This window comes from Streptomyces profundus, from assembly GCF_020740535.1.
Taxonomy (GTDB): Bacteria; Actinomycetota; Actinomycetes; order Streptomycetales; family Streptomycetaceae; genus Streptomyces; species Streptomyces profundus.
Genome location: NZ_CP082362.1, coordinates 7217483 through 7241410 on the forward strand (window position 1 = coordinate 7217483; position 23928 = coordinate 7241410).

General features: G+C 73.0%; 12 protein-coding genes. 3 read left to right on the forward strand and 9 right to left on the reverse strand.

The window, feature by feature from the left end:
* The first annotated feature begins 136 nt into the window (after positions 1-136).
* On the forward strand, positions 137-1378 hold the full coding sequence (locus K4G22_RS30095) for a flavin-dependent oxidoreductase (protein ID WP_228083628.1): 1242 nt from the start codon (positions 137-139) through the stop codon (positions 1376-1378).
* A gap of 1 nt (position 1379) precedes the next feature.
* Positions 1380-2219, forward strand: a complete 840-nt coding sequence (locus K4G22_RS30100; RefSeq protein WP_228083629.1) for an IclR family transcriptional regulator — start codon at positions 1380-1382, stop codon at positions 2217-2219.
* Here K4G22_RS30100 and K4G22_RS30105 read toward each other — a convergent pair.
* Positions 2201-3535, reverse strand: coding sequence for a D-arabinono-1,4-lactone oxidase (locus K4G22_RS30105; protein WP_228084275.1), 1335 nt, complete (start codon positions 3533-3535; stop codon positions 2201-2203). The genes K4G22_RS30100 and K4G22_RS30105 overlap by 19 nt on opposite strands.
* 118 nt (positions 3536-3653) lie before the next feature.
* Between K4G22_RS30105 and K4G22_RS30110 the strand changes: the two genes are divergently transcribed.
* Positions 3654-4880 carry an amino acid deaminase/aldolase gene (locus tag K4G22_RS30110; RefSeq protein ID WP_228083630.1) on the forward strand — a complete coding sequence of 409 codons (1227 nt, stop codon included), beginning with the start codon at positions 3654-3656 and terminating at the stop codon, positions 4878-4880.
* Positions 4881-4932: 52 nt separating this feature from the next.
* Here K4G22_RS30110 and K4G22_RS30115 read toward each other — a convergent pair whose 3' ends face one another.
* The 8 genes from K4G22_RS30115 to K4G22_RS30150 all read right to left on the reverse strand — a co-directional run bounded on the left by K4G22_RS30115 (position 4933) and on the right by K4G22_RS30150 (position 23841).
* On the reverse strand, positions 4933-12060 hold the full coding sequence (locus K4G22_RS30115; protein WP_228083631.1) for a non-ribosomal peptide synthetase: 7128 nt from the start codon (positions 12058-12060) through the stop codon (positions 4933-4935).
* Positions 12057-15332 carry a type I polyketide synthase gene (locus K4G22_RS30120; RefSeq protein ID WP_228083632.1) on the reverse strand — a complete coding sequence of 1092 codons (3276 nt, stop codon included), beginning with the start codon at positions 15330-15332 and terminating at the stop codon, positions 12057-12059. The genes K4G22_RS30115 and K4G22_RS30120 overlap by 4 nt, the downstream gene beginning before the upstream one ends.
* Positions 15332-16597 (reverse strand): MFS transporter, encoded by a 1266-nt coding sequence (locus K4G22_RS30125; RefSeq protein ID WP_228083633.1) that lies wholly within the window; start codon positions 16595-16597, stop codon positions 15332-15334. Before K4G22_RS30125 ends, K4G22_RS30120 begins: the two co-directional genes overlap by 1 nt.
* A gap of 194 nt (positions 16598-16791) precedes the next feature.
* A complete protein-coding gene (locus K4G22_RS30130) occupies positions 16792-18114 on the reverse strand; it encodes a hypothetical protein (RefSeq protein WP_228083634.1) in 1323 nt (440 codons plus the stop codon).
* 27 nt (positions 18115-18141) lie between these two features.
* Complete coding sequence (locus tag K4G22_RS30135) at positions 18142-19425, reverse strand: hypothetical protein (RefSeq protein ID WP_228083635.1); 1284 nt, start codon at positions 19423-19425, stop codon at positions 18142-18144.
* Between the two features lie 133 nt (positions 19426-19558).
* Positions 19559-20944 (reverse strand): class-II fumarase/aspartase family protein, encoded by a 1386-nt coding sequence (locus tag K4G22_RS30140; RefSeq protein WP_228083636.1) that lies wholly within the window; start codon positions 20942-20944, stop codon positions 19559-19561.
* Positions 20945-20998: 54 nt separating this feature from the next.
* On the reverse strand, positions 20999-22783 hold the full coding sequence (locus K4G22_RS30145; RefSeq protein WP_228083637.1) for an ABC transporter permease: 1785 nt from the start codon (positions 22781-22783) through the stop codon (positions 20999-21001).
* Complete coding sequence (locus K4G22_RS30150; RefSeq protein WP_228083638.1) at positions 22780-23841, reverse strand: ABC transporter ATP-binding protein; 1062 nt, start codon at positions 23839-23841, stop codon at positions 22780-22782. Before K4G22_RS30150 ends, K4G22_RS30145 begins: the two co-directional genes overlap by 4 nt.
* Between the last annotated feature and the right edge of the window lie 87 nt (positions 23842-23928).

Here is a 23928-nt window from a genome sequence, read left to right on the forward strand (position 1 = left end):
CGCCGCGAGCGGGCGGGTGGCGACGTCACCGGCCACGCACCCCCCAGAAGGGGAAACGGTCACCCCCTGTGGTGGCCCCCACGGCGCGCGGCACGGACGACCGCCACCGTGGTCGTGACCAAGAAAGGCAAAGCCCATGAACGTTCTCGTGGTCGGCGCGGGCATCGGGGGACTCACCCTCGCCCTCGAACTCCATCAGGCCGGCATCCCCTGCCGCGTCCTGGAGGCGGCGCCGCGGATCCAGCCGATCGGCGCCGGCATCAACCTGCTGCCGCACGCGGTGCGCGACCTCGCCCGGCTCGACATCGCCGAAAGCCTGGAGGCCACCGGGGTCGAGACCCGCGAGTCGGTCTTCTTCAACCGCTTCGGCCAGCTCGTCTACCGCGAGCCGGTCGGCCGGCACGCGGGCTACGCGCAGCCCCAGATATCCATCCACCGGGGCGACGCACAGCTGGGCCTGCTGGCCGCCGTCCGCGAACGGCTCGGCGAGGGGGCCGTCGAGCTGGGCCGGCGCGTCACCGCCGTCGCCGACCGGGAGGACCACGTCGCGGTCACCGTGACGGACGCGACCACCGGCGCCACCGGCACCGAGCGCGCCGACGTCGTCATCGCCTGCGACGGCATCCACTCGGCGGTCCGCGCGCAGTTCTACCCCGACGAGGGCACCCCCCGGTACTCCGGCGTCACCATGTGGCGCGGCGTCACCCCCTGGCCGGCGTTCCTCACCGGCGCCAGCATGGTGCGCGCCGGCTGGCTCGCCTCGGGGAAGATGGTCATCTACCCGGTCAGGGACCGCGCCGACCAGGCGGGCAACCAGCTGGTCAACTGGGTCGCCGAGGTGGAACGCCCCCAGCGGGTCAGCCGCGACTGGAACCGCTCGGGGCGCCTGGCCGACTTCATCGACGTCTTCGCCGACTGGCGCTTCGACTGGCTCGATGTGCCGGGCCTGATCCGGGGGGCCGACACCATCCTGGAGTACCCGATGGTCGACCAGGACCCGCTGCCGCGCTGGACCTTCGGCGCCGTCACCCTCCTCGGCGACGCCGCCCACCCCATGGTGCCCCGGGGCTCCAACGGCGCCGGACAGGCCGTCCTCGACGCCCACGCCCTGCGCCTGGCACTGGAGAACAACCCCGGCGACCCCCGCGCCGCGCTGCGCCACTACGAGGCCGAACGGCTGCCGGCCACCACCTCCGTGGTCAGGACCAACCGGATCAGGCCGCCGGATACGATCCTCAAGGAGGTCTACGAGCGCACCGGCGACCGTCCCTTCGACCGCATCGAGGACGTCATCAGCACCGAGGAGATGGCGGCGATCTCGGACGGCTACAAGAAGGTCGCCGCCTATGACAAGGACCTCGTCAACCGACAGGAGTGACGTGTCAGCCACGCCAGGACGCCCCCCTTCCGTCGAGGGGTCACCCCCCTCGCACGGCGCGGGGGACGGCACCGCCGAGGATGCCCCGCCGCCCTACAGCCTCACCTCGGTGGACAACGCCCTGCGGCTGATCCACGCCCTGGGGGAGCACGGCGAACTCCGCGTCTACGAGGCCGCCGACCTGCTCGGCGTCGCCCGGTCGACCGCCCACCGGCTGCTGTCCACGCTCACCTTCCGCGGCTTCGCCACCCGCGCCGGCGGCCACGTCTACCGCCCGGGACCCGCGCTGGCGGACGCGGGACTGCGCGCCCTGGGCCGCCTCGACCTGCGGCAGGTGGCCAAACCCCATCTCAGGGCGCTCTCCGAGGACACCGGGGAGACGGTGCACCTGGTGGTGCTTGAGGGCAACGGGGCCCGCTTCGTCGACGGGGTGGAGAGCGCCCAGCCGCTGCGGGTCGGGCTGCGGATCGGCATGGTCCTGCCGGCCCACTCCACCTCGGCTGGCAAGGCCATCCTCGCCGCCCTCCCGCCCGAGCAGGTCCGCTCCCTCTACCCGCGCGGGGTGCAGACCCTCACCGGCCGCACCCTGGCCAGCCTGGAGGACATCGAACGACATCTCGCCACCGTCGCCCGCGTCGGCTACGCCACCAACCACGGGGAGAGCGCCGAGGACGTGTCGGCCGTCGGCGTCGTGATCCGCGACCACACCCGGGCGCCGATCGCCGCCATCGCCGTCGCCGCCCCGTCCGAGCGGCTGCTGCGCCCCCGCATCCCGCTGATCGCCATCCGGATGCACCGCGCCGGCCTCGCGATCAGCGGGGACTACGTCAGCCCCCGCTGATCCGGCGCCGCCCCGAGGACCCGGTCGAGGTAGGGGTTGGCGAAGGTGCCGGCCGGGTCGAGGCGGTCGCGGACGGCCCGGAAGTCGTCGAAGCGCGGGTAGCGCCCGCGCAGGGTGTCGGCGGCGAGCCAGTGGAGCTTGCCCCAGTGCGGCCGGCCGCCCACCGCGTCGGCGATGGCGGCGACGGCGCGGAAGTACCGCTCGTACGGCAACCGGTGGTACTGGTGCACCGCCACATAGGCCGTGTCGCGCCGGTAGGCCGTGGAGAGCCAGACGTCGTCGGCCGGCGCGAAGCGCACCTCCACCGGGAACGCGATCCGCTCGCCGCTGTCCGCCACCCAGCGGTGGATCGCCCGCACCACCTCCGTCACCGACTCCCTGGGGACGGCGTACTCCATCTCGCGGAAGACGACGCGGCGCGGGGAGACGAACACGCGGTGCGACTCCTGGGTGTAGGCGCGCGCCGAAAGCGCCCGGCCGCTGAGCGCGTTGAGCCGGGGTATCGCCCGTGGCGCCGCCGAGCCCAGCCGACAGACCGCCTCGAAGAGGGTGTTGGAGAGGAACTCGTCGTCGAACCAGGCCCGCGCCCGGCCCAGCGGACGGGGCCGCTCGCCCTCGGCGAGCCGGTTGTTGCGCTTGGTGAGGGCGAGATCGGTGTGCGGGAACCAGTAGAACTCGAAGTGCTCGTTCCGCTCCAGGAGTTCGTCGAGGCCGCCGAGGACGTCCGACAGCCGCATGGGCCCCTCGGCGGCGTGCAGCACGAAGGCGGGCTCGCACTGGAGGGTGACGCTCGCGATCACCCCGAGGGCGCCGAGGCCGACGCGGGCGGCGGCGAACACGTCGGGCCGCTCGTCCGCCGAGCACCGCACGACCGAGCCGTCGGCGAGGACGAGCCGGAGCGCCCGCACCTGCGCCGCCAGGCCGCCCGAACGGGCCCCGGTGCCATGCGTGCCGGTGGAGATGGCGCCCGACACCGTCTGCCGGTCGATGTCGCCGAGGTTGGTCATGGCCAGGCCGTGTGCCGCCAGCACGGTGTTCAGCCGGTGCAGCGGCATACCCGACTCGACGGTGACCAGCCCGGAGCGGGTGTCCACGTCGATCGGGGCGTCCAGCGCGTCCATCCGCAGCAGCACCCCGTCGGTGACGGCCACCCCGGTGAACGAGTGGCCGCTGCCCACCGCCTTGACGCGCAGCCCCTCGCCGACGGCCCGCCGGACGGCCAGCGACAACTCCTCGACCGTGGCCGGGTGTTCCACCCGCGCCGGGCGCGCGCTCGCCGTCCCCGACCAGTTCCGCCACCCGGTCGCAGCCGTCATCTCCCGCTCCTCCTTGAGGTTCCGCGCCGCACCACGGGTTCCCCCTGGCGGCGACACCGTTACGGTGGTCGGCATCCGGCCGACCGTCGCCGGTGCACGGCCAGGACCGGAGGCCCGGATGAGCGCACCCGCCACTATGCCGCAGGGGGCCGTCGGCGACGAGACCCACGAACGGCTGGAACGCGCCACGGCCGCCTTCGAACCGCCGTTCGCGGTCGTGGACCTGACCGCCTACGACGCCAACGCCGCCGACCTCGCCCGCCGGGCGCTCGGCAAGCCGATCCGGGTGGCGAGCAAATCGCTGCGCTGCCGCGCCCTGACCGAACGCGTCCTGGCCCGGCGCGGCTTCCGGGGCGCCCTCGCCTTCACCCTGCCGGAGGCCCTCTGGCTCGCCTCCGACCACGAGGATGTGGTGGTCGGCTACCCCACGGCCGACCGCGCCGCCCTGCGACGCCTCGCCGGGGACGAACTGCTCGCCCGCCGGGTGACGTTGATGGTCGACTCGGTCGAACACCTCGACTTCCTGCGGGAGGCCGCCCGCCCCACCCCGAACCTTCCGCTGCGTCTCTGTCTGGAACTCGACGCGTCGCTACGCCTGTTCGGCGACCGACTGCACATCGGGGCGCGCCGTTCCCCCGTCCACACCCCCGCCTCGGCCCTGTCGCTGGCCCGCGCGGTGGCAGACCGCCCCGAGTTCCGGCTCGTCGGGCTGATGGCCTACGAGTCGCAGACGGCAGGCGTCGGGGACGCCCCGCCCGGATCCCCGCTGCGCGGCCTCGCCGTGCGGGCGATGCAGCGCGCGTCCGCCACGGAGCTGCGCGAACGCCGCGCCGCGGTGGTGGCCGCCGTCCGCGCGGTCGCCGACCTCGAGTTCGTGAACGGCGGCGGCACGGGCAGCCTGGAGCGCACCGCGGCCGAGCCGGCGGTGACGGAGGTGGCCGCCGGCTCGGGCCTCTACGGCCCCGCCCTCTTCGACGGCTACCGCGCGTTCCGGCCGCGCCCGGCGGCCTACTTCGCGCTGCCCGTGGTGCGCCGGCCCGCCCCCGATGTCGCCACGGTGCTCGGCGGCGGCTGGACCGCGTCGGGGCCGCCCGGCCCCGACCGGCTGCCGCTGCCGGTGTTCCCCGCCGGCCTGCGCTTCCGCGCCATGGAGGGCGCCGGCGAGGTCCAGTCCCCCTTGCTGGGCCCCGCCGCCCGACGGTTGCGGATCGGCGACCGCGTCTGGTTCCGCCACGCCAAGGCGGGCGAACTGGCCGAACACGTCGACGCGTTCCACCTGGTCGACGACGACCGGATCGTCGCCGAAGCCCCCACCTACCGCGGCGAGGACCAGGCGTTCCTGTGACGTCGGGGTGAGGGCCACGCCGGCGGCGGCCTGGCCCTCACCCCCGGGAGGATCAGCGGGGCTCCTCGTCGAGGGCCTTTCCGGTCTCGTCGCGCAGGAGCGCGACGTAGTCCTCGGTCCAGGACGCGATCGTCTCCCGGTCCCAGAGGTCGGCCGAGTACTCCACGGCGCCCTTCAGGATGTCGTCGGTCGGGCTCAGTATCATGATGAACTCCGCCCGGGACGCGGCCGGGGCGATGTCGTCGACCAGGGCGGTCACCCCGGGGAGGTCCATCCCGGTGTCCAGCGAACTCTCGTAGGCCAGGCCGAACGGCAGGGCGTCCGGCATCTCCACGCCCCGGCGTTCCCGCATGAACGGTGCCACCCGGCGCGGCGGCATGGCGTGCTCCATGCCCCGCAGGACGGAGCCGCCGACCCGGTCGGTCAACGCGGTGAACGAGCCCGTCCTGGCGTCGCGCACCCGCAGGGCGAAGCCGCTGGCGGTGCAGCCCACCAGCGACTCGAACGCGTGGTTGACGCGTCCCGCGTAGGAGATGTTCAGCAGCACCTCGGAGCGCTCCGCCTTCTCGGCCAGCAGCCGGCCGAGCGCAGCGGCCGTCACCACGAAGGGCGTGGTCCTTCGGCGGGCGGCCAGCCGTTCCACCTGTGAGCGGACCTCGGCGGGGACGGTGAACTCGACCACCCCGCCCTGGCCGCTCAGGGCCTTGGGCCTGGGCCGGTCCAGGGGCAGGTCCACCGCGAAGGGCGCGTCGACCAGCTCGTCCAGCCAGAACTCCGTGCGGCGCTCACCGGTCGCCCGGATATGTTCGGCCTGCCAGCGCGCGTACTCCACCTGCTGGGGAGGCTCGGGCGGCAGGCCGTGGTCCGCCGTCCCCGCGAGGGCCGCGCGGTAGAGCGCGGCGAGGTCCTTCAGCAGCACCGTCAGGCCCCAGCCGTCGCAGGTGCAGTGGTGCAGGACCAGCAGCAGCACCCACTCCTCGGCGCCGACGCGCAGCAGCGAGGGCGCGAGGACATCCCCCGCGAACGGGTCGAGCGGGGTGTCCGCCGCCTTCAACGCGAGGCGGCGCACCAGCGCGTCCCGCTCCGCCGCCGGCCGCGAGGTCAGGTCCCGGACGGGCAGCTCCAGGGGGATCGGCTCCAGCACCTCCTGCCGCCAGGAGTCGGCGTCGGCCCGCACCAGGCGGGTGCGCAGCGACTCATGACGTGCCGTCACCCCGTCCAGCGCGGCGCGGAGCGCCTCGGGGTCCAACGCGCCGGTGAGGGTGATCCGCAGGGCCACGTTGAGGACCTGGGGCCTGGAGTGCCGGGAGTGGATGGTGGCGAACCTGGTCTGCTGCTCGGTGACCGGGCCCCGGCGCACCACCCTCCTGGCGGCTGGGCTCCCGGAGGCGCCGCCGGTCAGGAACTCCGTCACCGCCCGCAGCGTGGGCTCCTGGTAGAGGTGGGAGAGCGGGTACTCGACGCCCCACTCCTCCCGGAAGCGGTTCACCAGCCGCATCACGGTGATCGAGTGCCCACCCAGATCGAAGAGGGAGGCGTCCTGATCGACCTCCGACGGTTCGAGATCGAACTCGGCCGCCCACAACTCCCGCAGCCGCGCGCCCCGTTCCGGTGAGTGAGCCTCGGCTTCGGGAGCCGGGGCGTCGTCGGGGGAGACGCGGAGGTCGGCCGGTGGCAGCCGCTCCCGGTCCAGCTTGCCGTTGGCCGTCAGGGGGAGTTCGGCGAGGACGCCCCAGGCGCGCGGCACCATGTACTCCGGCAGCCGGTCGGCCAGTTGGCGCGCCAGCCGGCCCGCCCAGGCCCGTCGTCCACCGTTGCCGACGGGGGTCACCGGGACCACATGGGCGTCGAGGACGGTCTCGCCGCTCTCCCGGCGCCGGCCCACCACGGCCGCCCGGCGCACCCCGTCCAGCCGGCCGAGGAGCTGGGCCACCTCCTCCGGCTCCACCCGGAACCCACGGATCTTGACCTGGTCGTCGACCCGGCCCACAAAGGCGAGTCGCCCGTCCGTGGTCCAGCGCACCAGATCGCCCGTCCGGTAGTAACGGGCCCCGGCATCGATGGTGAAGTGCCCCTCGGTGAGGTCGGGGCGGTGCAGATAGCCGGCCGTCACCCCGGGGCCCGACACCAGCAGTTCGCCCACCGCGCCCACCCGCACCGGCTTCTCCGAGTCGTCCACCACCCGCAGGCGCACGTTGTCGACCGGACGGCCGAGCGCGATCACCTCCTCGTCCCCCTCTGTGGGCGGCGCCACCGTCCCGGCCAGGCAGAGCACCGTCACCTCGGTCGGACCGTAGACGTTGACCGTCTCGTACACGGCCTCGGCCCGGGGCCGCACCCGCATCGTCTCGCCGCCCAACAGCAGGTGGCGCAGAGGTGGTTGGTCCGCCGCCGGCAGCCGCAGCAGCTGCTCGCCCAGCGCCGTCGGCAGGATGCTGAAGGCGATGTCCCGCTCCCCGTACCAGCGGGCCAGGGCGCGCGGGTCCCTGCGGACCGCCTCCCCGGCCACCACCAGCGTGCCGCCCGCCGTCAACGCCGGCCAGATCTCCAGCAGGGAGGCGTCGAAGCTCTGCCCGCAGACCACGGCGCTCCGGTCCCCGGCCGTGAAGGCGAAGCGCTCGTGCTGCCAGGCGCAGAGGTCGACGAGGCTCCGGTGGGTGAGCGGCACGCCCTTGGGCACCCCGGTGCTGCCCGAGGTGTAGACGACACAGGCGGGGGCTCCGCCGCCCGTCCCGGCCGGTGCCTCGGCGTCCCCCGCCGGGGCGGGCGCGTCCGGCGCCAGCACCGCCACGGACGCGGGCAGCCGCAGCGCGGCGGCGCCGGCCAGGTCGCTGATCACCGTGTGGGCCCGGCTCTCCTCGATCACCCGCGCGGCGCGGGCGGCGCCGAGCGACGGGTCGAGCGGCACATAGGCCGCGCCCGCCTTCAGCACCGCGAGCAGCGCCACCACCAGGTCGGCTGAGCGGGGCAGCCACACGGCGACCACCCCGCCGGGCCGCCGCCCGAGCGCGGCGGCGAGCCGTTCGGCCCGTTCGTCCAACTCCCCGTAGGTCAGCGCCGTGTCGTCGGCCAGCACCGCCGGCTGCCCGGGTCGCTGGGCCGCCAGCCGGGCGAACCAGGCGTGGACGGTGGTGTCGGCGACCGGCCGCACCGGGCCCAGCTCCCAGCTCTCCGGCACCTCGTCGCCCTCGGCCACCGCCGTGGGCGCCGGTCGGGGAAGCCGGGAGAGCGGGGTGTCGGGCGCGGCCGTCGCGGCGGCCAGCAGATCGCGGAAGACCGCGAAGAACCCGTCGACGGTGCCGGGGTCGAACAGGTCGGCGTTGTACTCCAGATGGCAGCGGACGCCGTCAGGACCGTCCGTGAAGTAGACCGTCAGATCCGTCAGCGCCTTGTCGGGGCCCGCGTCCAGCGGGACGGCCTCGACGCCGGGGAGGTCGAAGCGGAACGGCTCCGCCGACTGGAACTCCGCACAGGTCTGGAAGACCGGCGTCCGGTCCGTCCCGCGCGGGGGCGCGAGCGCGCGCACCACCCGCTCGAACGGCGTCCCCGCGTGGTCGTAGGCGTCCAGCGCGGTCCCGCGCACCCGCTCAAGCAGCGCCGCGAACCCGGGGTCGCCGGAGAGGTCGACGCGCAGGGCGACGGTGTTGACGAAGAAGCCGACGAGGTCCTCCGCCTCCCTCGGCCGCTCCGACACGGGCACGCCGACGATCACCTCGTCCTGCCCCGTGACCCGGCGCAGCATCGCCGCCCAGCCGGCCAGCAGGGCCATAAACGGGGTGGCCCGCTGGCGCCGCGCCAACTCCCTTATCGCCCGCGACAGTTCGGGATCGAGGGCGTGGAAGGTCGCACGGCCGTCCGAGGTCATCCGCGCGGGCCTGGGCCGGTCCGTAGGCAGCGCGAGGACGGGCAGGTCCCCGCCGAGGGCGCGCGTCCAGTGCTCCAGATCCCGTGCGCCGGCGGCGCTCTCGCCGGCGGCCCGCCGCTCCCGCGCGTAGTCGGCGTAACTGAGGGTGAGGGCGGGGAGCCGGGCGGGCGTGCCGTCGTGTTCCGCCCGGTAGAACGCGGAGAGGTCCCGGCTCAGTACGGTGGCGGACGCCGCGTCGACGGCGATGTGGTGGAAGGACAGGACCAGCGTGTGTTCATCGGTCCCCGTGCGCACCAGGCGGCTGACGAACAACGGGCCACGTTCCAGGTCGAAGCGGCGGGCGCTCTCCGTCGCGAGCGCCTCCCGGACGGTCTCCTCCGGCTGCCCGGTGCCGTCCACCACCGCGAAGTCGGGATCGACCGCGTCCGTCACCCGTTGCACGGCCGACTCGCCCGCGGGGTGGTAGACGGTGCGCAGCCCCTCGTGCCGTGCGATCAGCCGGCGCAGCGCCGCGTGCAGTGCCCCGGTGTCCAGGGCGCCGCGCAGCCGGATCGCCTTCACCTCGTTGTAGGCGGTGCGTCCGGGGAGCAACCGCTCCAGGAACCAGATCCGTTCCTGGCCGGGCGAAAGGGGGGCGTCGGCGCCGGGCGCGGGCGTGGGCGCGGGCCGGTCCAGGTCCCGGTGTCGGCGGCGCAGCTCGTCCAACCGGGGGAGTCCCGCCCGCAGTTGCTCCGGGGTGACGCCGAAGTCCACCAGCGCGACGATCTCGTCGGCACCCGCGTCGGCCACCGCCTGGGCCACCGCGAGGGCCGAGTCCACGTCGCCGATCAGGGCCCGCTGGTCGCAGTAGCGGCCATAGGCCCGCCGGAACACCACATCCAGATCGTCCTCGCTCAGCGACCGCAGATCCGTCGTCAGCCCCAGGCTGTTGGTGACGCCGCTGAACAGGGCGAGCGAGGCCCGCATGTAGCGGGCCATCGGCTGGTACGCCTCGGCGCGGGCGGTGTCGTGGTCCTCGCCCAGATAGGTGTGCAGCAGGACGGCCACCCGCCCGGCGGCCGGATCCAACCCGTGCCGCGCCCGGGCGGCCCGGTAGCGCGCGATGTTCTCCCTGAGCTGGTCGACGGACTGGGTCATCAGGTTGGTGACGATCCCCAGATCGTGCTCGGCGGCGCCCTCATACGACTTCGGGTTGCCGACCACCGCCGTGTAGCAGGGCGGCAGCGGCTGGACGGGGCGCGGGAAGAGCCGGATCTCGCGCTCGCCGTCCCCCGTCCTGCGACGCAGCGCGTCGCCCCGCCACAGGGCCCGCACCTGCTCCAACTGCTCGTACAGCTCCTCCTTGTGCCGCCCGAAGCGGTCGGGGAAGAAGACGAAGTCGTCGGCGTTCCAGCCGCTGGCGACCCCGAGGCCGATCCGCCCGTCGGAGAGGTTGTCCACCATGGACCACTCCTCCGCCACCCGGATCGGGTCGTGCAGCGGGAGGACCACCGAGCCGGCGTTGAGCCGGATCCGCTCGGTCTCGCGGGACAGCGCCGCCGCCAGCACGGCGGGGTTGGGGAAGAGGCCGCCGAACGAGTTGAAGTGGCGCTCGGGCATCCACAGCGAGCTGAAGTCGTGCCGGTCCCCGAACCGGGCGGCCTCCATGAGGAGTTCGTAGCGCCCCTCCTCGGCCTCGTTCTCCGGATAGTCGCCGAAGAAGTAGAGCCCGAGGTCCGCGCGGCGCTGCTTCACCACCGGGGCCGTCGCACGTGGGACCGGGGCGGCGGCTGGCCGGGCCGGCGTCACGCGGTCGGTGGGGAAGAAGCCGCCGGCCCTGAGATCCCGCAGCGACCCCCGAACGGCGTCGGCGATCCGCTCGACATCGCCGTCGGTGTGCGCGGTGGACAGGAAGAAGTTGCGCCACTCCCAGACATGCACCCCGCGCAACATCAGGTGGTAGTAGAGGAGTTCCAGGTCGGCGTGGTGCTCGAAGCGGAACTGCGAGCCGAACCAGCGCATCCGCAGCGGGAACTCCTCGGCCTCGAAGAAGCCGTTGAGCGAGGTGGCCAGCTCCGCCGTGCGGGCGTTGAGCCGCTCCTGAAGCCCCGGGCCCCGCTCCTTCAGATGGGTGAGGACGGCGCGGGCCGCCGTCATCGACACCGGGTGCTGGAGGTAGGTGCCGCCGAAGAACGTGGTGTCGGCCGGCGGGACGCTGTCGTCGCCGTAGGTCCAGTACCCGCCGTCGACCCCGTCCAGGATGTCGGCGCGGCCGGCGATCGCGCCGACGGGGAACCCGCCGCCGATGAGCTTGCCGTAGGTGGCCAGGTCCGGGGTGACGCCATACAGCTCCTGCGCGCCCCGCAGCGCCGGGCGGAACCCCGTCAGCATCTCGTCGAACAACAGGACGATGCCGTGCCGGCTGGTCAGTTCGCGCAGCCGGCGCACGAACTCCACGGGCTGGAGCGAGGGGTTGCGGCTCTGCACCGGTTCGACGATGACCGCCGCGATCCGCTCGGCGTCCCCTTCGATCGCGTGCAGCGCCTCCTCGCTGCCGTAGGTGAGCACGGTCAGCTCGGCGACGGCGCTCTGGGGGATGCCCCGGGAGACGGGGACGGTCCGCTCCTCGGTGCCCCGGCCGGCGACGCGACCCAGCACCTGGTCGGCGTGGCCGTGGTAGGCGCCCTGGAAGGTGACGATCCGGTCGCGCCCGGTGGCGGCGCGGGCGAGCCGGATCGCCGCCGCGTTCGCCTCCGTACCGGAGTTGGCGAAGGCCACCCGCTCCAACCCGGTCAGCTCGGTGAGCAGTTCGGCGGCCTCGCCGGTCTCGACGCTTCGGGGGCCGAGCCGGATGCCCCGGGAGAGGTGTTCGCGCACGGCCTCCTGGACGAAGTCCGGTTCATGGCCGAAGAGAAGCACTCCGAAACCCATGGTGATATCGGTGTAGACATTGCCGTCGATGTCCTCGATCCGGGCGCCCGCGGCCCGTTCGGCCGCCACCGGGTAGAGCATCTCCTTGGTCGACCCGCGGAAGCCGACCACGGCCCTGCTGTCGGCGAGCCGCCGCCGGTGGCGCTGGGCGAGCCGCTTGGAGGCGGCGGTCCTCGCGGTGTAGCGGCGCACCAGGTCGTCCAGATGCTCCTGTTGGCGGCGGGGCGAGGAGGGGCGCACCATGCCGCTGCCGGGGGCGACCTCCACGCGCGGGCCGTGGGCGCGCGGCGGCCCGGACGCCTCGGGCCGGGTGGTCTCCAACTGCTCCGTGATGCGCCGCGCGAGGCCGGCCATGGCCGCCAGATCCCGGTCCAGCGCGGCGGTGAGGCTCTCCTGGTCGCTCACCGGCCCACCCCTTCGTCCTGACCGGCGTTCGCCGCCGTGTTCTGGAGCGCGAGCAACTGGCTGAGCTGGGTCATCATCTGGACCTGGATCTGCGACATCTGCTGGACGCGAAGCGCCAGTTCGCGCAGCTCCTGCCGGGTGACCAGCGCGGCACCCTCGGCGGCGTCGGCGGCGTCAACCGCGTGAACGGCGTCGACGGCGTCAACGGCGGCCGGCGCGGGTGGGACGGGCGGCGCGGGTGGGACGTCCGGGGCCGCCGGCAGCCGGGTGGCGATGAGGCCGGCGAGGAGCCGAGGGGTGCCCGTCTCCTCGAACAGCTCCCGCATCGTGACCCTGACCTGGTGCTCCTGCTCGATCTCCCGGAGCACATTGATCATCAGGAGGGAGTCGGCGCCGAGTTCGAAGAAGGTGGCGTCCGCCGGCACCGAGGCGGGGTCCTCGCCCAGGCTTCGGGCGAGCACGCCCAGGATGCCCTCCAGAACGGGCCCGCCTCCCCCCGCCGGCCCTGCCTCCGCCGCCGGTGCTGGCCATCCGAGGGGCGCGGTCGTGGTGCTGTCCGTCGTCATGGTGCGTTCCAATCTCGCCGTTGCGGGGGGTGCCGGGGGAGCGGGGGGCCTGGGTGGGGCCCCGATCCAGTGGGAACGGTGTTGGAAGCGGTAGCCGGGCAGCGGGACGCGCCGCCCTCCGGTGCCGGCCAGGAACGGTTCCCAGCGGACGTCGGCCCCCGCGCGGTGCAGGGCCGCCGCCGCGCCGAAGAGCGCGGTCAGCCTCGCGCCCCGGCGCAGCGAGGGGATCGCCCGCGCGCCGGGCGGCAGGGCGCCCCTGGCCAGATTGCTGAGCGTGCTGCCGGGGCCGATCTCCAGCAGGACGACCCGCCGCCCGTCGACGACGGTGCGCAACGCCTCGTCGTAGCGCACCGGTTGGCGGGCGTGGCGGATCAGGTGGTCCCGGTCGGGAAACCATCCCGGCGGACGGCGCCGGCCGTCGACGGCGCTGATGAACGGGACGCGTGCCGGCGTGAACGGCGTCTTCTCCAGCGCCGTGCCGAACGGGTCGAGCATCGGCTCCACCAGGGCGGTGTGGAACGCCCGGTCGACGGCGAGCGGTTGGTGCGGCAGGCCGCGTTCGTCGAGCCCGGCGCGGAGCCGGTCCACGTCGGCCACCGGACCGGCCAGGACATGGGAGTTCGCGCCGTTGGCCACGGCCAGCTCAAGACCCGGCTCCGTGGCGGCCAGCGCCAGGGCCGCTTCCCTCTCCACCGCCACCGCCACCATCGCGCCCGGCGGGCAGAGCTCCCGCGTCAACCGCCCCCGGGCCATGACGAGTTCGAGGCCGTCCGCGAGGGAGAGCGAGCCGGCCGCGTACAGTGCCGCGTACTCGCCGACGCTGTGGCCCGTCACGGCCGCCGGGGTGATGCCCGCCTCGGCCCAGAGCCGGACCAGGGCGCACTGCAGGGCGAAGAGCGCCGGCTGACCGATCTCCGGCGGCCAGGTCGCCGGCGGTCCCTCGCCCGTCAGCAGACCGGTCAGCAACGGCGCGCCCGTGCTCCGGCGGTGCTGTTCCTCGCAGGCGTCGAGCACCTCCCGCACCACGGCGAACCGCCCGTACAGCTCCGCCGCCGCTCCCGGGTGGAGGGAGCCCTGCCCGGTGAACTGGAAGACGATTTCCGGGGGCCCGTCCATGGGCTCATCCGGCGGAGGGGGGCCGGCGAGCCAGCCGTCGAGGGCGTCGGCCAACGCCGCCGGCGTGCCGCCGCGCACGGCGATCCGGTGCCGGCCGTGGGAGCGGCCGAGAGCCGTGGTCGTGACGAGGTCGGCCAGCGGCAGCTCCGTCCGGACGCGTAACGCGTCGCGCAGCGCACGGGCGTTGTCGGCGAGCGCCTCCCGGCAGCTCGCCGAGACCAGCAGCACATCGGGCGGGGCGTGCGAGGCGACGCGGGGCGCGGGGGCGGGCGCCTGTTCGAGGATCAGATGCACATTGGTGCCGCCCACCCCGAGCGAGGTGAGCCCCGCCCGCCGGGGTGTCCCGGTCGCCGGCCACGGCCGGGGGGAGCGGGGCACATAGAACGGGCTGTTCTCCAGCTCCAGCAGCGGGTTGGGCTCGGCGAACCCGGCGATCGGCGGGAGCACCCCGTGCTGGAGCACCAGCAGCGCCTTGAGCAGCCCGGCCAGACCCGAGGCCGCGTCCAGATGCCCGATGTTGGCCTTGACCGCGCCCAGGGCGCAGTAGCCGGTGCGGTCGGTGTCCTCCCGGTATGCCGCGGTGGCCCCCGCCAGCTCGATGGGGTCGCCCTTGAGCGTGCCGGTGCCATGGGTCTCCAGATAGCCGATGGTGTCGGCATGGACGCCCGCGTGGTCCAACGCCCGCCGGATCGCGGTCTGTTGACCCCGTGCGCTGGGCGCGGCGAACGCCTTCTTGTCGGCCCCGTCGTTGCCGATGCCCCAGCCCCTGATGACGCCGTGCACGGTGTCCCCGTCGGCGAGCGCGCGATCGAGCCGCTTCAGCGCCACGGCGATCACGCCGGTGCCGCCGACGGTTCCGTTCGCGCTCGCGTCGAAGGCGCGGAGCCGGCCGGTCCTGGAGAGGATCGAGCCCTTGACATGGTGGTATCCGAGGACCTGCGGCACATGGACGGCGACCGCGCCCGCGAGGGCGATGTCGCAGTCGCCCATCAGCAGCGACTGGGCGGCCAGTTGCACCCCCACCAGCGAACTGGAGCACGCCGTCTGCACGTTGACGGCCGGGCCGGTCAGATCGAGGCGGTAGGCGACCCGCGTCGCGTTGAAGTCGGTGAGGTTGCCCACCAGCACCTGGAGGCCCGCCAGCCAGTCGCCGACGTCCTCGTTCGGCAGCACGTTGTTCTGCAGATACGTCTGCAACTGGTACAGGTGGTAGCCGGTGCTGGCGAAGACCCCGATCCGGCCGCCGTCCCGCTCGTCCGGGTGCCCGGCGTTCTCCAGGGCGTGTTGGGCACATTCGAGGAACAGGCGCTGCTGCGGGTCCGTCAGCGCGGCCTCCCGCGCCGTCATCCCGAAGTGCCGGGCGTCGAAGCCGTCGATACCGTCCAGGACGGCGGAGGCGCCGACGAAGTCCTCGCGCCGGTACAGCTCCTCCGGCACGCCCGCCGCGCTCAGCTCGGCCTCCGTGAACCGCGTGAAACCGTCCTCGCCCGCTTGGACGAGGCGCCACAGCTCCTCCGGTGTATCGGCGCCTGGCAGCCGAAAGGCCGTCCCGATCACGGCGATCCGCGGGTCCTTCCCCTCGCCGCCCATCAGCCGCTCCCCTCCCGGACGGTGCCGGTGTCCCGCTCGGGTCTCCCTGGCTCCTCAGGTTCCTCCCGCCGCTGCCGGGGTCTTCGGACCACCAGCACCACCAGCAGGGCGAGACACAGGACGATGGCGAGGCCGTGCAGTGAGGCGACCACCGTCAGCGGGGAGAAGGCCTCCAACAGCGAACCGCTGACCAGCATGCCGAGCCCGAAGCCGGCGTTCTCGGCGGAGGCGGAGAGCCCGAAGAGCCGTCCCCGCTGCTCGTCGGGGACGGCCTGGAGCCGGGACACATAGATGACCTCGGTGACGCCGTCGGCCGCGCCGGCGATGAGCGCGACGGCGAGCGTGGGCACGGTGGGCAGCCCGCTGAACACGACGATGAACGCCGCCGACATGACGATGGAGCCGATCGCGAACGCCCGCTCGCCCGGGGTGCGCCCGCTCCGCGAGGTGTAACGGACGAGCACCTGCTGGGCGATGATGACCCCGGCCGCCCAGACCGCCCAGAACTGGCTGATGAACGTGGCCGGATGATCCGGGTCCAGCACACTGGAGTACACCGGCAGCGCGACATTGTGCGACGAGGAGCCGAGGCCGTCCACCGCCCGCAGCGCGATCATCGCCATCAGCACCGGCGCGGTGGCCAGCAGCAGCCGCACGGACCAACGCGCCGCGTCCGCCGCCTCGTCGGCGTCCCCGTCCTTCCTCGCCAGCGCCCTGGTGCGGATCGGCAGCGCCAGCAGGATCGAGGCGGACACCACGAACGTGCTCACGTTCAGGGCGAACGCCGCCGAGTAGCCGAGCTGCGCCACCACGACGCCGGCAGAGGAGAAGCCCGCGATCATGGCGAACGAACGGCCGGTGACCAGCCAGCTGTTGGCCCGCGTCCGGTGCTCGGCCCCCACGATCTCCGGGATGCTGCTGCGCAGGGCCACCTGGGAGAGCGTCGAGCAACTCCCGGTCACCACGGCGAGTCCGTACAGCAGGACGACCCGGCTCGCGTCCGGTGCCAGCAGCAGCACCAGCAGCGCGACGGCCTGGCAGAGATCGGCGCCGACGATCAGCCGCTTGCGGTCGTACGCCGAGACGAGACGCCCGGCGACGAAGCCCGCACCCACGCTCGTGCCCAGCCGCACCGCCATGAAGAGCCCGGCGGCCAGCGCGCTCCCCGTGACGTCGTAGACGAAGACGTTCAGCGCCACCATGTTCAGATAACTGCCGTACGCGGATATGCCGTTGCCGAGCACGAGCAGCCTGAAGTGCTTCATCCGCCCCCCTTCCTGGACCACAGGAGAGGGCGCACGGATCGCCGCCGCTCCCGCCCCGACCCCCATGTGTACCTGCCAACTCGGTCAAGCCTTCCCCACCCGCCGAGGGCTTCACACCAGCCACACCGTGATCGTGCGCAACGGCCACGGGAACCCGCGGGTTCCCGTGGCCGTCGGGAGGGCCGGGCCCGGTGTCAGCCGGACATCGCGGTGAGCGTCCGGTCCAGGGCCTCGACCGCGCGCTCCTCCGGGAGCGGGGCCCTCGCATAGCCGTCGACGACTGAGCCACTGATCGTGATCTGGACGATGTCGGGGCCCACCCGGTAGCGGGCCTGGAGCGTCTGGAGCTCCCCGTCCGGGTCCAGCCGCACGGCCACGAAGCCGTCGTCGCCCGAGGGCAGGGCGTGGAACCTGGTGCTCTCGTTCTGCGAATCGGACTCCAGCAGTCCGTCCAGTATCCCGGCCGTGACATGGTCGGGCCGCTCCCGGTCCACCGCCTCCCAGACGATGACGGCCAGGGTGAGCCATTCCTCGCCGTCCCGGTCGGCGGACGACGACATTTCCGAGCTGTAGCCGCAGCCGAATTGCCGGACCTCGGCGTTGAGTTCCCCCGCTTCCCCCGTCGGCTCCAACCGCACCGGCCAGGTCGGCTTCAGGGCGTCCGTCAGCGCGGTGCACCGGTCGGTGACCTCCGCCGTCAGCGAGGGGTTGTCGTAGGTGCCGAGCCCCGGGTGCCGCTCGGCGGCGAGCGGGGTCAACAGCGCCTCCCCCGGGGCGTCCTCGCCGGCCAGGACGGTCACGATGGCGGCGAGCTCCGCCAGTCCGTCCTCCTCGGCGAGCGCCGTCCGCTCCGCGCCGTCCCGTTGCCGCCCCCCTCCCAATGTCAGTTCGAAGGTGGTGTCGCCGGACCGGAAGGCCGCACTGGTCTCCGCGCGGGACCCGGACTCGTCGGTGATATGGACGGCCCACCCCTCCTCACCGGCTGGGAACGCGTACAGCGGCCCCGGGGTCTCGGGACTGTCCCGCTCACGCCGCAACTCGGCGCTCCGCAGAAGGCTCGCGTACTGGTCGGCCGCCGCCTCGCCCTGGTGCACGGAGAGTTCCAGGTCGAGGAGATGGAAGTCGTCCGAGAGCCGACTGGCCACCGAGGACTCCCACCCGCAGAACAGGTTCTCCTCCCCGTACCTCCTCAGCAGGTACTGGCGATGCGTCAGGACGGCCGTGACGCCGTCACAGAACCCAGGACCGTCCGGGGCGCCCAGGGCCTCCACGTCAGGGAACGGCAGCTCCGCCAGGTCGGGGTGCGGGGTGAGGGCGGTCGCCTCCCCGTCGTCCCTGGTGAGAAACCAGCCACCGGCCGCGAGGACGGCGAGCAGCAGCCCGACGACGATCACCGCCCTCCTCCGCCGCCCTCCGGCGGAGCTGGTGGGCGGCACGGACGGTGGCACGGACGGCGGCACGGGCAGGTTCTGGTACGGGCCGGACACGGCGGTCTCCCCCTGGAACTCGGCTGTCAACTCATCGATGGCGAACGCGATTCGTGATCAGTCCGACATGGCCTCCAGCACCAGTCGCAGGGTCTCGACCATGGTCTCCTCGGGGACGACCGTGTAGGCGGCGTCGTCGTGGTAGGCGGTGATCTCGATGGTCACCAGGTCGTCGCCCGCGAGGTGGCTGGCCTGTAGGAAGGAACGCCCTCGGAAGGTGTCGTCCTCCCGGGTGACCAGATAGCCCCGGGAACCGGCGGCCGGCGCGTAGAGCTGGGTGCCGGGCCTTTCCAACTGGTCCGCCAAATGCCCGTTGAGCAGGACTTCAGGGGGCCGCCGCCCCTCCTGATCGGTCCGTTCGACACGGATGGACACCCGCATGATCTCGTCGGTGCTGCTCGCCTCGTGCACCCCGTCCTCGGGCTCGAACAGGCAGCCGAACTCAACGATGAGCGCGTCCGTCTCGACCGGGTCGCCTCCGCTCTCGAACCGCACGGGCCGCTCCGCCTCCAATACCTCCGTCAGCGCGGCACACCGGTCGGGGTCCGCCAGCGGCAGCGTCAGGTCGCCGAACCTGCCGAGCCCCGGGTACGCGTCGCCCGCGAAGCGGTTGATCATCGGATCGCTCGGGACGCCCTCGCCGCCGAGCGCGGTCACGATGCCGGAGACCTCGGCCAGCCCACTCGCCTCGGAGAACATGTCGAACGGTTCGCCTTGCTGGAGCTGCCACCCGCTGACGGCCAGGTGGTAGGTCGTGTTCCCCGATCGGAAGGCCGCCTGGACCTGGCCCCCGGGGCGGTGCCGGTCGCTCCCGTGGCGGACCCATCCGGCGTCGCCGACCGGGAAGGCGTGCAGCGGGCCGAAGGCGACCGGCAGGTCCGACGAGCGTTGCTGGTCGGCGCTCCGCAGCAGCTCCTCGTAGCGGTCGTGGGCGGTGTCGCCCTGGACGGCGAAGAGGGTGGCGAACAGCTCGTAGGAGCCGTCCTCGGTCCTGCTGGCGATCGGGGTGCCATAGGTGCAGGCGATGCCGTCCCTGCTCTCCTCGGCCTCCAGGAACAGGTAGTTGCGCTCCGCCATCGTCTCGGTGACGGCGGCGCAGAACGCCTCCGGGCCCTCCGCGTAGTTCAGCGCCTCGGCATCGGGGAACGCCAGCTCGGGCAGCTCCAGTTCGGTGTCCAGGACGACGTCCGCGCTCTCCTCCCGGCTGAGTAACCAGGTACCGCCGGAACCGGCCAGGAAGGCCAGCAGCACCCCGATGACGAACGGTACCCACCGTCTGGCCCGGCGCCCCGGCGCCGCCGTCCCGTCCGGCGCCGGTTGGCGGTCCTCTTCGCTTGACACCCTTGGATCCCCCCGAACAACACTGCTGCGCACCGCGCTTGGCGCGGGTGCCGAACAGGCCGTGAGACGGGGCGGACCCGCTTGCCGGTTCCATCCGGGGCCGGGGAGTCCGCTTGTTGCCGTCAGCCGGCGCCTACGCCGCCGGGTACCCCGCTCCCCGCGCCAGCCGGACGCGCGTGCCGGCCGCGGTCCGCCGAGCGGTCGCGGCGGCGGTGCGGGCCATGGCGGCCGACGCCCCGGTGTGGCGGTCAGGGTCGAGCAGGGCCGCGACGGTGCCCGCGTCGAGCCTGGCCACGATCCGGGGATCGGCCGCCAGCAGCTCGCGGAAGGAACGTCCCTCCGAGGCCGCCGCCTGCGCCGCCTGGTAGACGACGTGATGCGCCTCCTGCCGGCCCATCAACCGGCCCAGCTCCAGCATCAGCGCCTCCGCGCCGATCATGCCGTCGGACAGGTCGATGTTCTCCCGCATCCGGCGCGGATTCAGTCGCAGCCCCGAGACGATCACATCGAGCCGCTCCAGGCTGTCACCGGTCAGGACACAGGCGCGGGCCAACGTCGCGAACATCGCGGTGGGGGAGTGGTCGGCCTCGTGCTCGTTGTGCATCGCCTCAAGGGCCAGCGGCACCAGGGACCGGATCTCCGCCGTGATGCTCAGCACGTCCTGGGAGAGCTGCGGGTTGCGCTTCTGCGGCATCGTGGAGCTGCCGACCGTCCCGAGGGGGACCGGCTCCTCCGCCTCGCCGAGCTCGGTCGACATCAGCGCGTAGACCTCCCGCGCGATCCGTCCGCAGCTGCCGGCCAGCAGCCCGAGCACACAGACGAACTCGGCGAGATGGTCGGTCACCGCGCGGGACGGGACGGCCATCGGCGTCAGGCCGAGACGGTCGGCCACCGCCGCCTGGAGCTGCGGCCCGTGGTCGCCGAACGACGCGAACGTGCCCGCCGCTCCGCCGAGGATCGCCATGGTCAGCCGAGGGCGCGACTGCCACAGGCGCTCGACATGCCGGTCGATCTCGTCGATCCAACTCGCCACCTTCAGACCGAAGGTGATCGGCACGGCGTGCTGTCCATGAGTGCGGCCCGCCATGGGGAGGTCGGCGCCGCGCTCGGCGAGGTCGGCCAGCGAGCCCAGCACCCGGGCGAGCGTGCCGAGCAGCAGACCGTGCGCGTCGCGCAGCACCAGCACATCCCCGGTCTGGGTGATGTTCTGCGTGGTCGCCCCCCAGTGCACCCAGCCGCCGTGCGGATCACCCACGGCCCTGCCGAGCTCCGTGATGAGCGGCATCAACGGATGGCTCATCCGCACCACGTCCGCGCGAACCCGGTCGAGGTCCAGCCTCTCGAGATGGCAGGCGTCGACGATGGCGGTCGCCGCCTCGGCGGGGATCAGCCCCGCCGTGGCCTGGCAGTGGGCCAGCGCCGCCTCCACCTCAAGCCACCGCTGCCACCGCCGCTCCGTGTCGAACAGCTCGGCCAGCCCGCTCGCCGGTACTCGTCCTGCCGTGAAACGGCACGTCATGCGTATTCCGCCTTAGTCAACTGCGTGGTCGATGGGTGTCCCGCGGGCCTGTCGTCAGCCCGTCGGAGCCGCCGTCAGGGAGGCGGTGGTGGCCGCCGAGCCGCGCTTGCCGCGCCGCCCGGACTCGATCCGGTTCGAGACCGCCAGCACCAGGAAGATGAGGACGATCTGGAACGTGCCATAGGCCGCGGCCGTGCCGAACTCCGAGGAGTAGATGCGGTTGTAGATCTCCACGGAGATCGGGGCGTAGCCGGCCGGGTAGATCACCACGGAGGCCACGTACTCCCCGACGCCGTCCACGAACGCCAGCAGCGCACCGGCGATCACCCCCTTCGCGACCAGCGGGAAGGTGATCGTCCGCAGCACCCGCAGCGGCGAGGCCCCCAGGTTCCTGGCCGCCTCCTCAAGGGAGGGGTCGATCTGGTCGAGGGACGCCGACGTGGAGCGGAACACCAGCGGCACATACCGCACGAAGTACGCCACCGGAAGGATCAGCAGGGTGCCGACCAGCGGCAGACCCAGGTTGGTGACGGACGGTTCGTTGAAGCCCTGCACCAGGTTGACGCCGATCACCGTGCCGGGCAGCGCCCACGGCAACATGATCATGATGTCCAGCACGGTCCTGCCCCGCGTGGGCCACCGGGCGATCACCCAGGCCGCGGCGGCACCGATCAGAATCGCACCACAGGTGGCCAACAAGCTCATCTGCACGCTGACCGAGATCGGCAGCAGGCTGTCGCGTTCGGAGAAGATCCGCTGGAAGTTGTCAAAGGTGTAGTCGGGCGGCAGCACCTGCGTGGTCCAGGCCCCGTCCACGGAGAACGACACCAGGACGATGACCAGCACCGGCGCCATCAGGATCAGGCTCAGCACCGCGCTCCCCAGGAACGCCGCGAACCGCGCGGGCCCCCGGCTCACGGCCCGGTCCCGCTGCACCCCGCGCGACATGCTGTGGTGGCTGCGGCGGCCCTGGTACCAGCGCATCGCGACCAGGAACATGATCGACACCAGGGAGAGCACCGTGACCTGGGTGGCGGCGAGTTCGCTGTCGCCCGAGGTCCTGGTGGAGACGATCCGCATGGTGAGGGTGCCCACGTCGTACAGCTGGGGAGCGGTGAACGAGGCCATCGACATCATGAACGTCAACAGCGCGCCTGAGACCAGCGCCGGCGTCAACATCGGCAGGAGCACCGTGCACCACACCCGTGCCCGGCCCGCCCCGAGGTTGGCCGCCGCCGACTCCAACGACGAGTCGAGCCCGGCCAGGCCCGCCCGCACCGTCAGATAGAAGAAGGGGTACATCGTGAAGGTGTGGACGACGAGCACCCCCGCCACGCCGCTCACCGCCACAGAGGCGGGCGCGATGCCGAACCACGAGTCCAGGGTGCGCGGCACGATGCCCGTCTCGCTGTACAGCAGGACGAACGAGACGGCGCCGATCAGCGGCGGCAGCGCCATCGGCAGGATGGCGAAGATCTCCAGCGCACGTCGCCCAGGGAAGTCGAAGCGCGACAGCAGCACCGCCAGCAGCGTGCCGATGACCCCGCAGGTGACCACGGAGCCAAGGGAGATCCCGATCGACATCAGCAGCGCGTCGCGGGTGGCACCGGAGAGAAAGGAGCCGTAGTTCTCCCCGGGACCCTCGCCACTGAGGCTCGTCACGGCCGTCGCGGCCATGGGCACCACCACGAACAGCAGCAGCACGAAGACCACGGGCGCGGCGAGCACATAGACGAAGCGGTCGCTCGCGGCGGAGATCCGCCGAGGGCGCCGCCGGCCCGAACCGGCCGGGCGGGGCGGGGAGTCGGGCGTGCGGGGGGAGGAGTCGACGGTCGTCACGCGGTCACCAGCCAGGCCCTGGTCGCCTCGCACGCGAGGGAGACCTCGTCACCCGGACGAGGACCGGCGGACTGGTCGGGGATGGTGACATGGACCGTGTGCGCACCGACGGTCACGTCATAGGAGCTGGTGGCACCGTTGAACTCCCGACTCGCCACGGTGCCGCGCAGCACCCCCGCGTCGGCGGGGACGAAGCGCAGGGTCTCGGGGCGCAGGGAGACGGATGTGCGGTCGCCGACGGCCAGTTCCAGATCGTCGCGGCGGGACACCTTCACCCCCGAACCGCCCGGCAGCGCGACCGTGACCCCCTCTTCGCCCACCGCCGTGACCTCGGCCGGCAGCACGTTGCTGCGCCCGATGAAGCGGGCCACGAACGCGGTCGCCGGACGGTGGTAGATCTCCTGCGGGGTGTCCACCTGGTGCACCCGGCCCGCGTCGAGCACCGCGATGCGATCGCTCATGGCCATCGCCTCGGCCTGGTCGTGGGTCACATAGACCCCCGTGATGCCCGCGTCGCCCTGCACCCGCCGGATCTGGGCGCGGGTCTCCTCCCGCAGCTGGGCGTCGAGGTTGGAGAGCGGCTCGTCCAACAGGAGCACCGAGGGGGACACCACGACGGCCCTGGCCAGCGCGACGCGCTGCTGTTGGCCGCCGGACAGCTCGTTGATCCGCCGGTCCTGGTACCCCGTCAGCCCGACATCGGCCAACGCCCGCGCCACCCGGTCCGCCTTCTCCTGCTTGCCGACCCTGCGGACGGTCAGCCCGTAGGCCACGTTCTGCGCCACCGACAGGTGCGGGAAGAGCGCGTAGTTCTGGAACACCATGCTGGTGTCCCGCTTGTTGGGCGGTATCCGGGTCAGGTCGCGGTCGCCGAACAACACCCGCCCGCTGGACGGTTGGACGAAGCCGGCGATGATCCGCAGCATCGTCGACTTGCCGCAACCCGACGGGCCGAGGAGGGTGAAGAACTCACCCGCGCCGATGGTCAGGTCCATGGAGATCGGTGGGGAATCCTCCCCGTACACCTTGGTGACATGGTCGAGTCGGACGGGAATCATGCGTGCTCCGGGGTGCGTGTGACGACGTGTGCGCGTCGGGAAACCGATGAACCGTTGTCTGTCTGTGCCGGTGCCGGCCCTGGGGGG

What these genes read in the sequence shown, in the direction of transcription:
- K4G22_RS30105 (WP_228084275.1), bottom strand. Translation starts at nt 3,535, where the DNA reads ATGACGGCTGCGACCGGGTGGCGGAACTGGTCGGGGACGGCGAGCGCG.
- K4G22_RS30150 (WP_228083638.1), bottom strand. Translation starts at nt 23,841, where the DNA reads ATGATTCCCGTCCGACTCGACCATGTCACCAAGGTGTACGGGGAGGAT.
- K4G22_RS30095 (WP_228083628.1), top strand. Translation starts at nt 137, where the DNA reads ATGAACGTTCTCGTGGTCGGCGCGGGCATCGGGGGACTCACCCTCGCC.
- K4G22_RS30110 (WP_228083630.1), top strand. Translation starts at nt 3,654, where the DNA reads ATGAGCGCACCCGCCACTATGCCGCAGGGGGCCGTCGGCGACGAGACC.
- K4G22_RS30125 (WP_228083633.1), bottom strand. Translation starts at nt 16,597, where the DNA reads ATGAAGCACTTCAGGCTGCTCGTGCTCGGCAACGGCATATCCGCGTAC.
- K4G22_RS30140 (WP_228083636.1), bottom strand. Translation starts at nt 20,944, where the DNA reads ATGACGTGCCGTTTCACGGCAGGACGAGTACCGGCGAGCGGGCTGGCC.
- K4G22_RS30120 (WP_228083632.1), bottom strand. Translation starts at nt 15,332, where the DNA reads ATGGGCGGCGAGGGGAAGGACCCGCGGATCGCCGTGATCGGGACGGCC.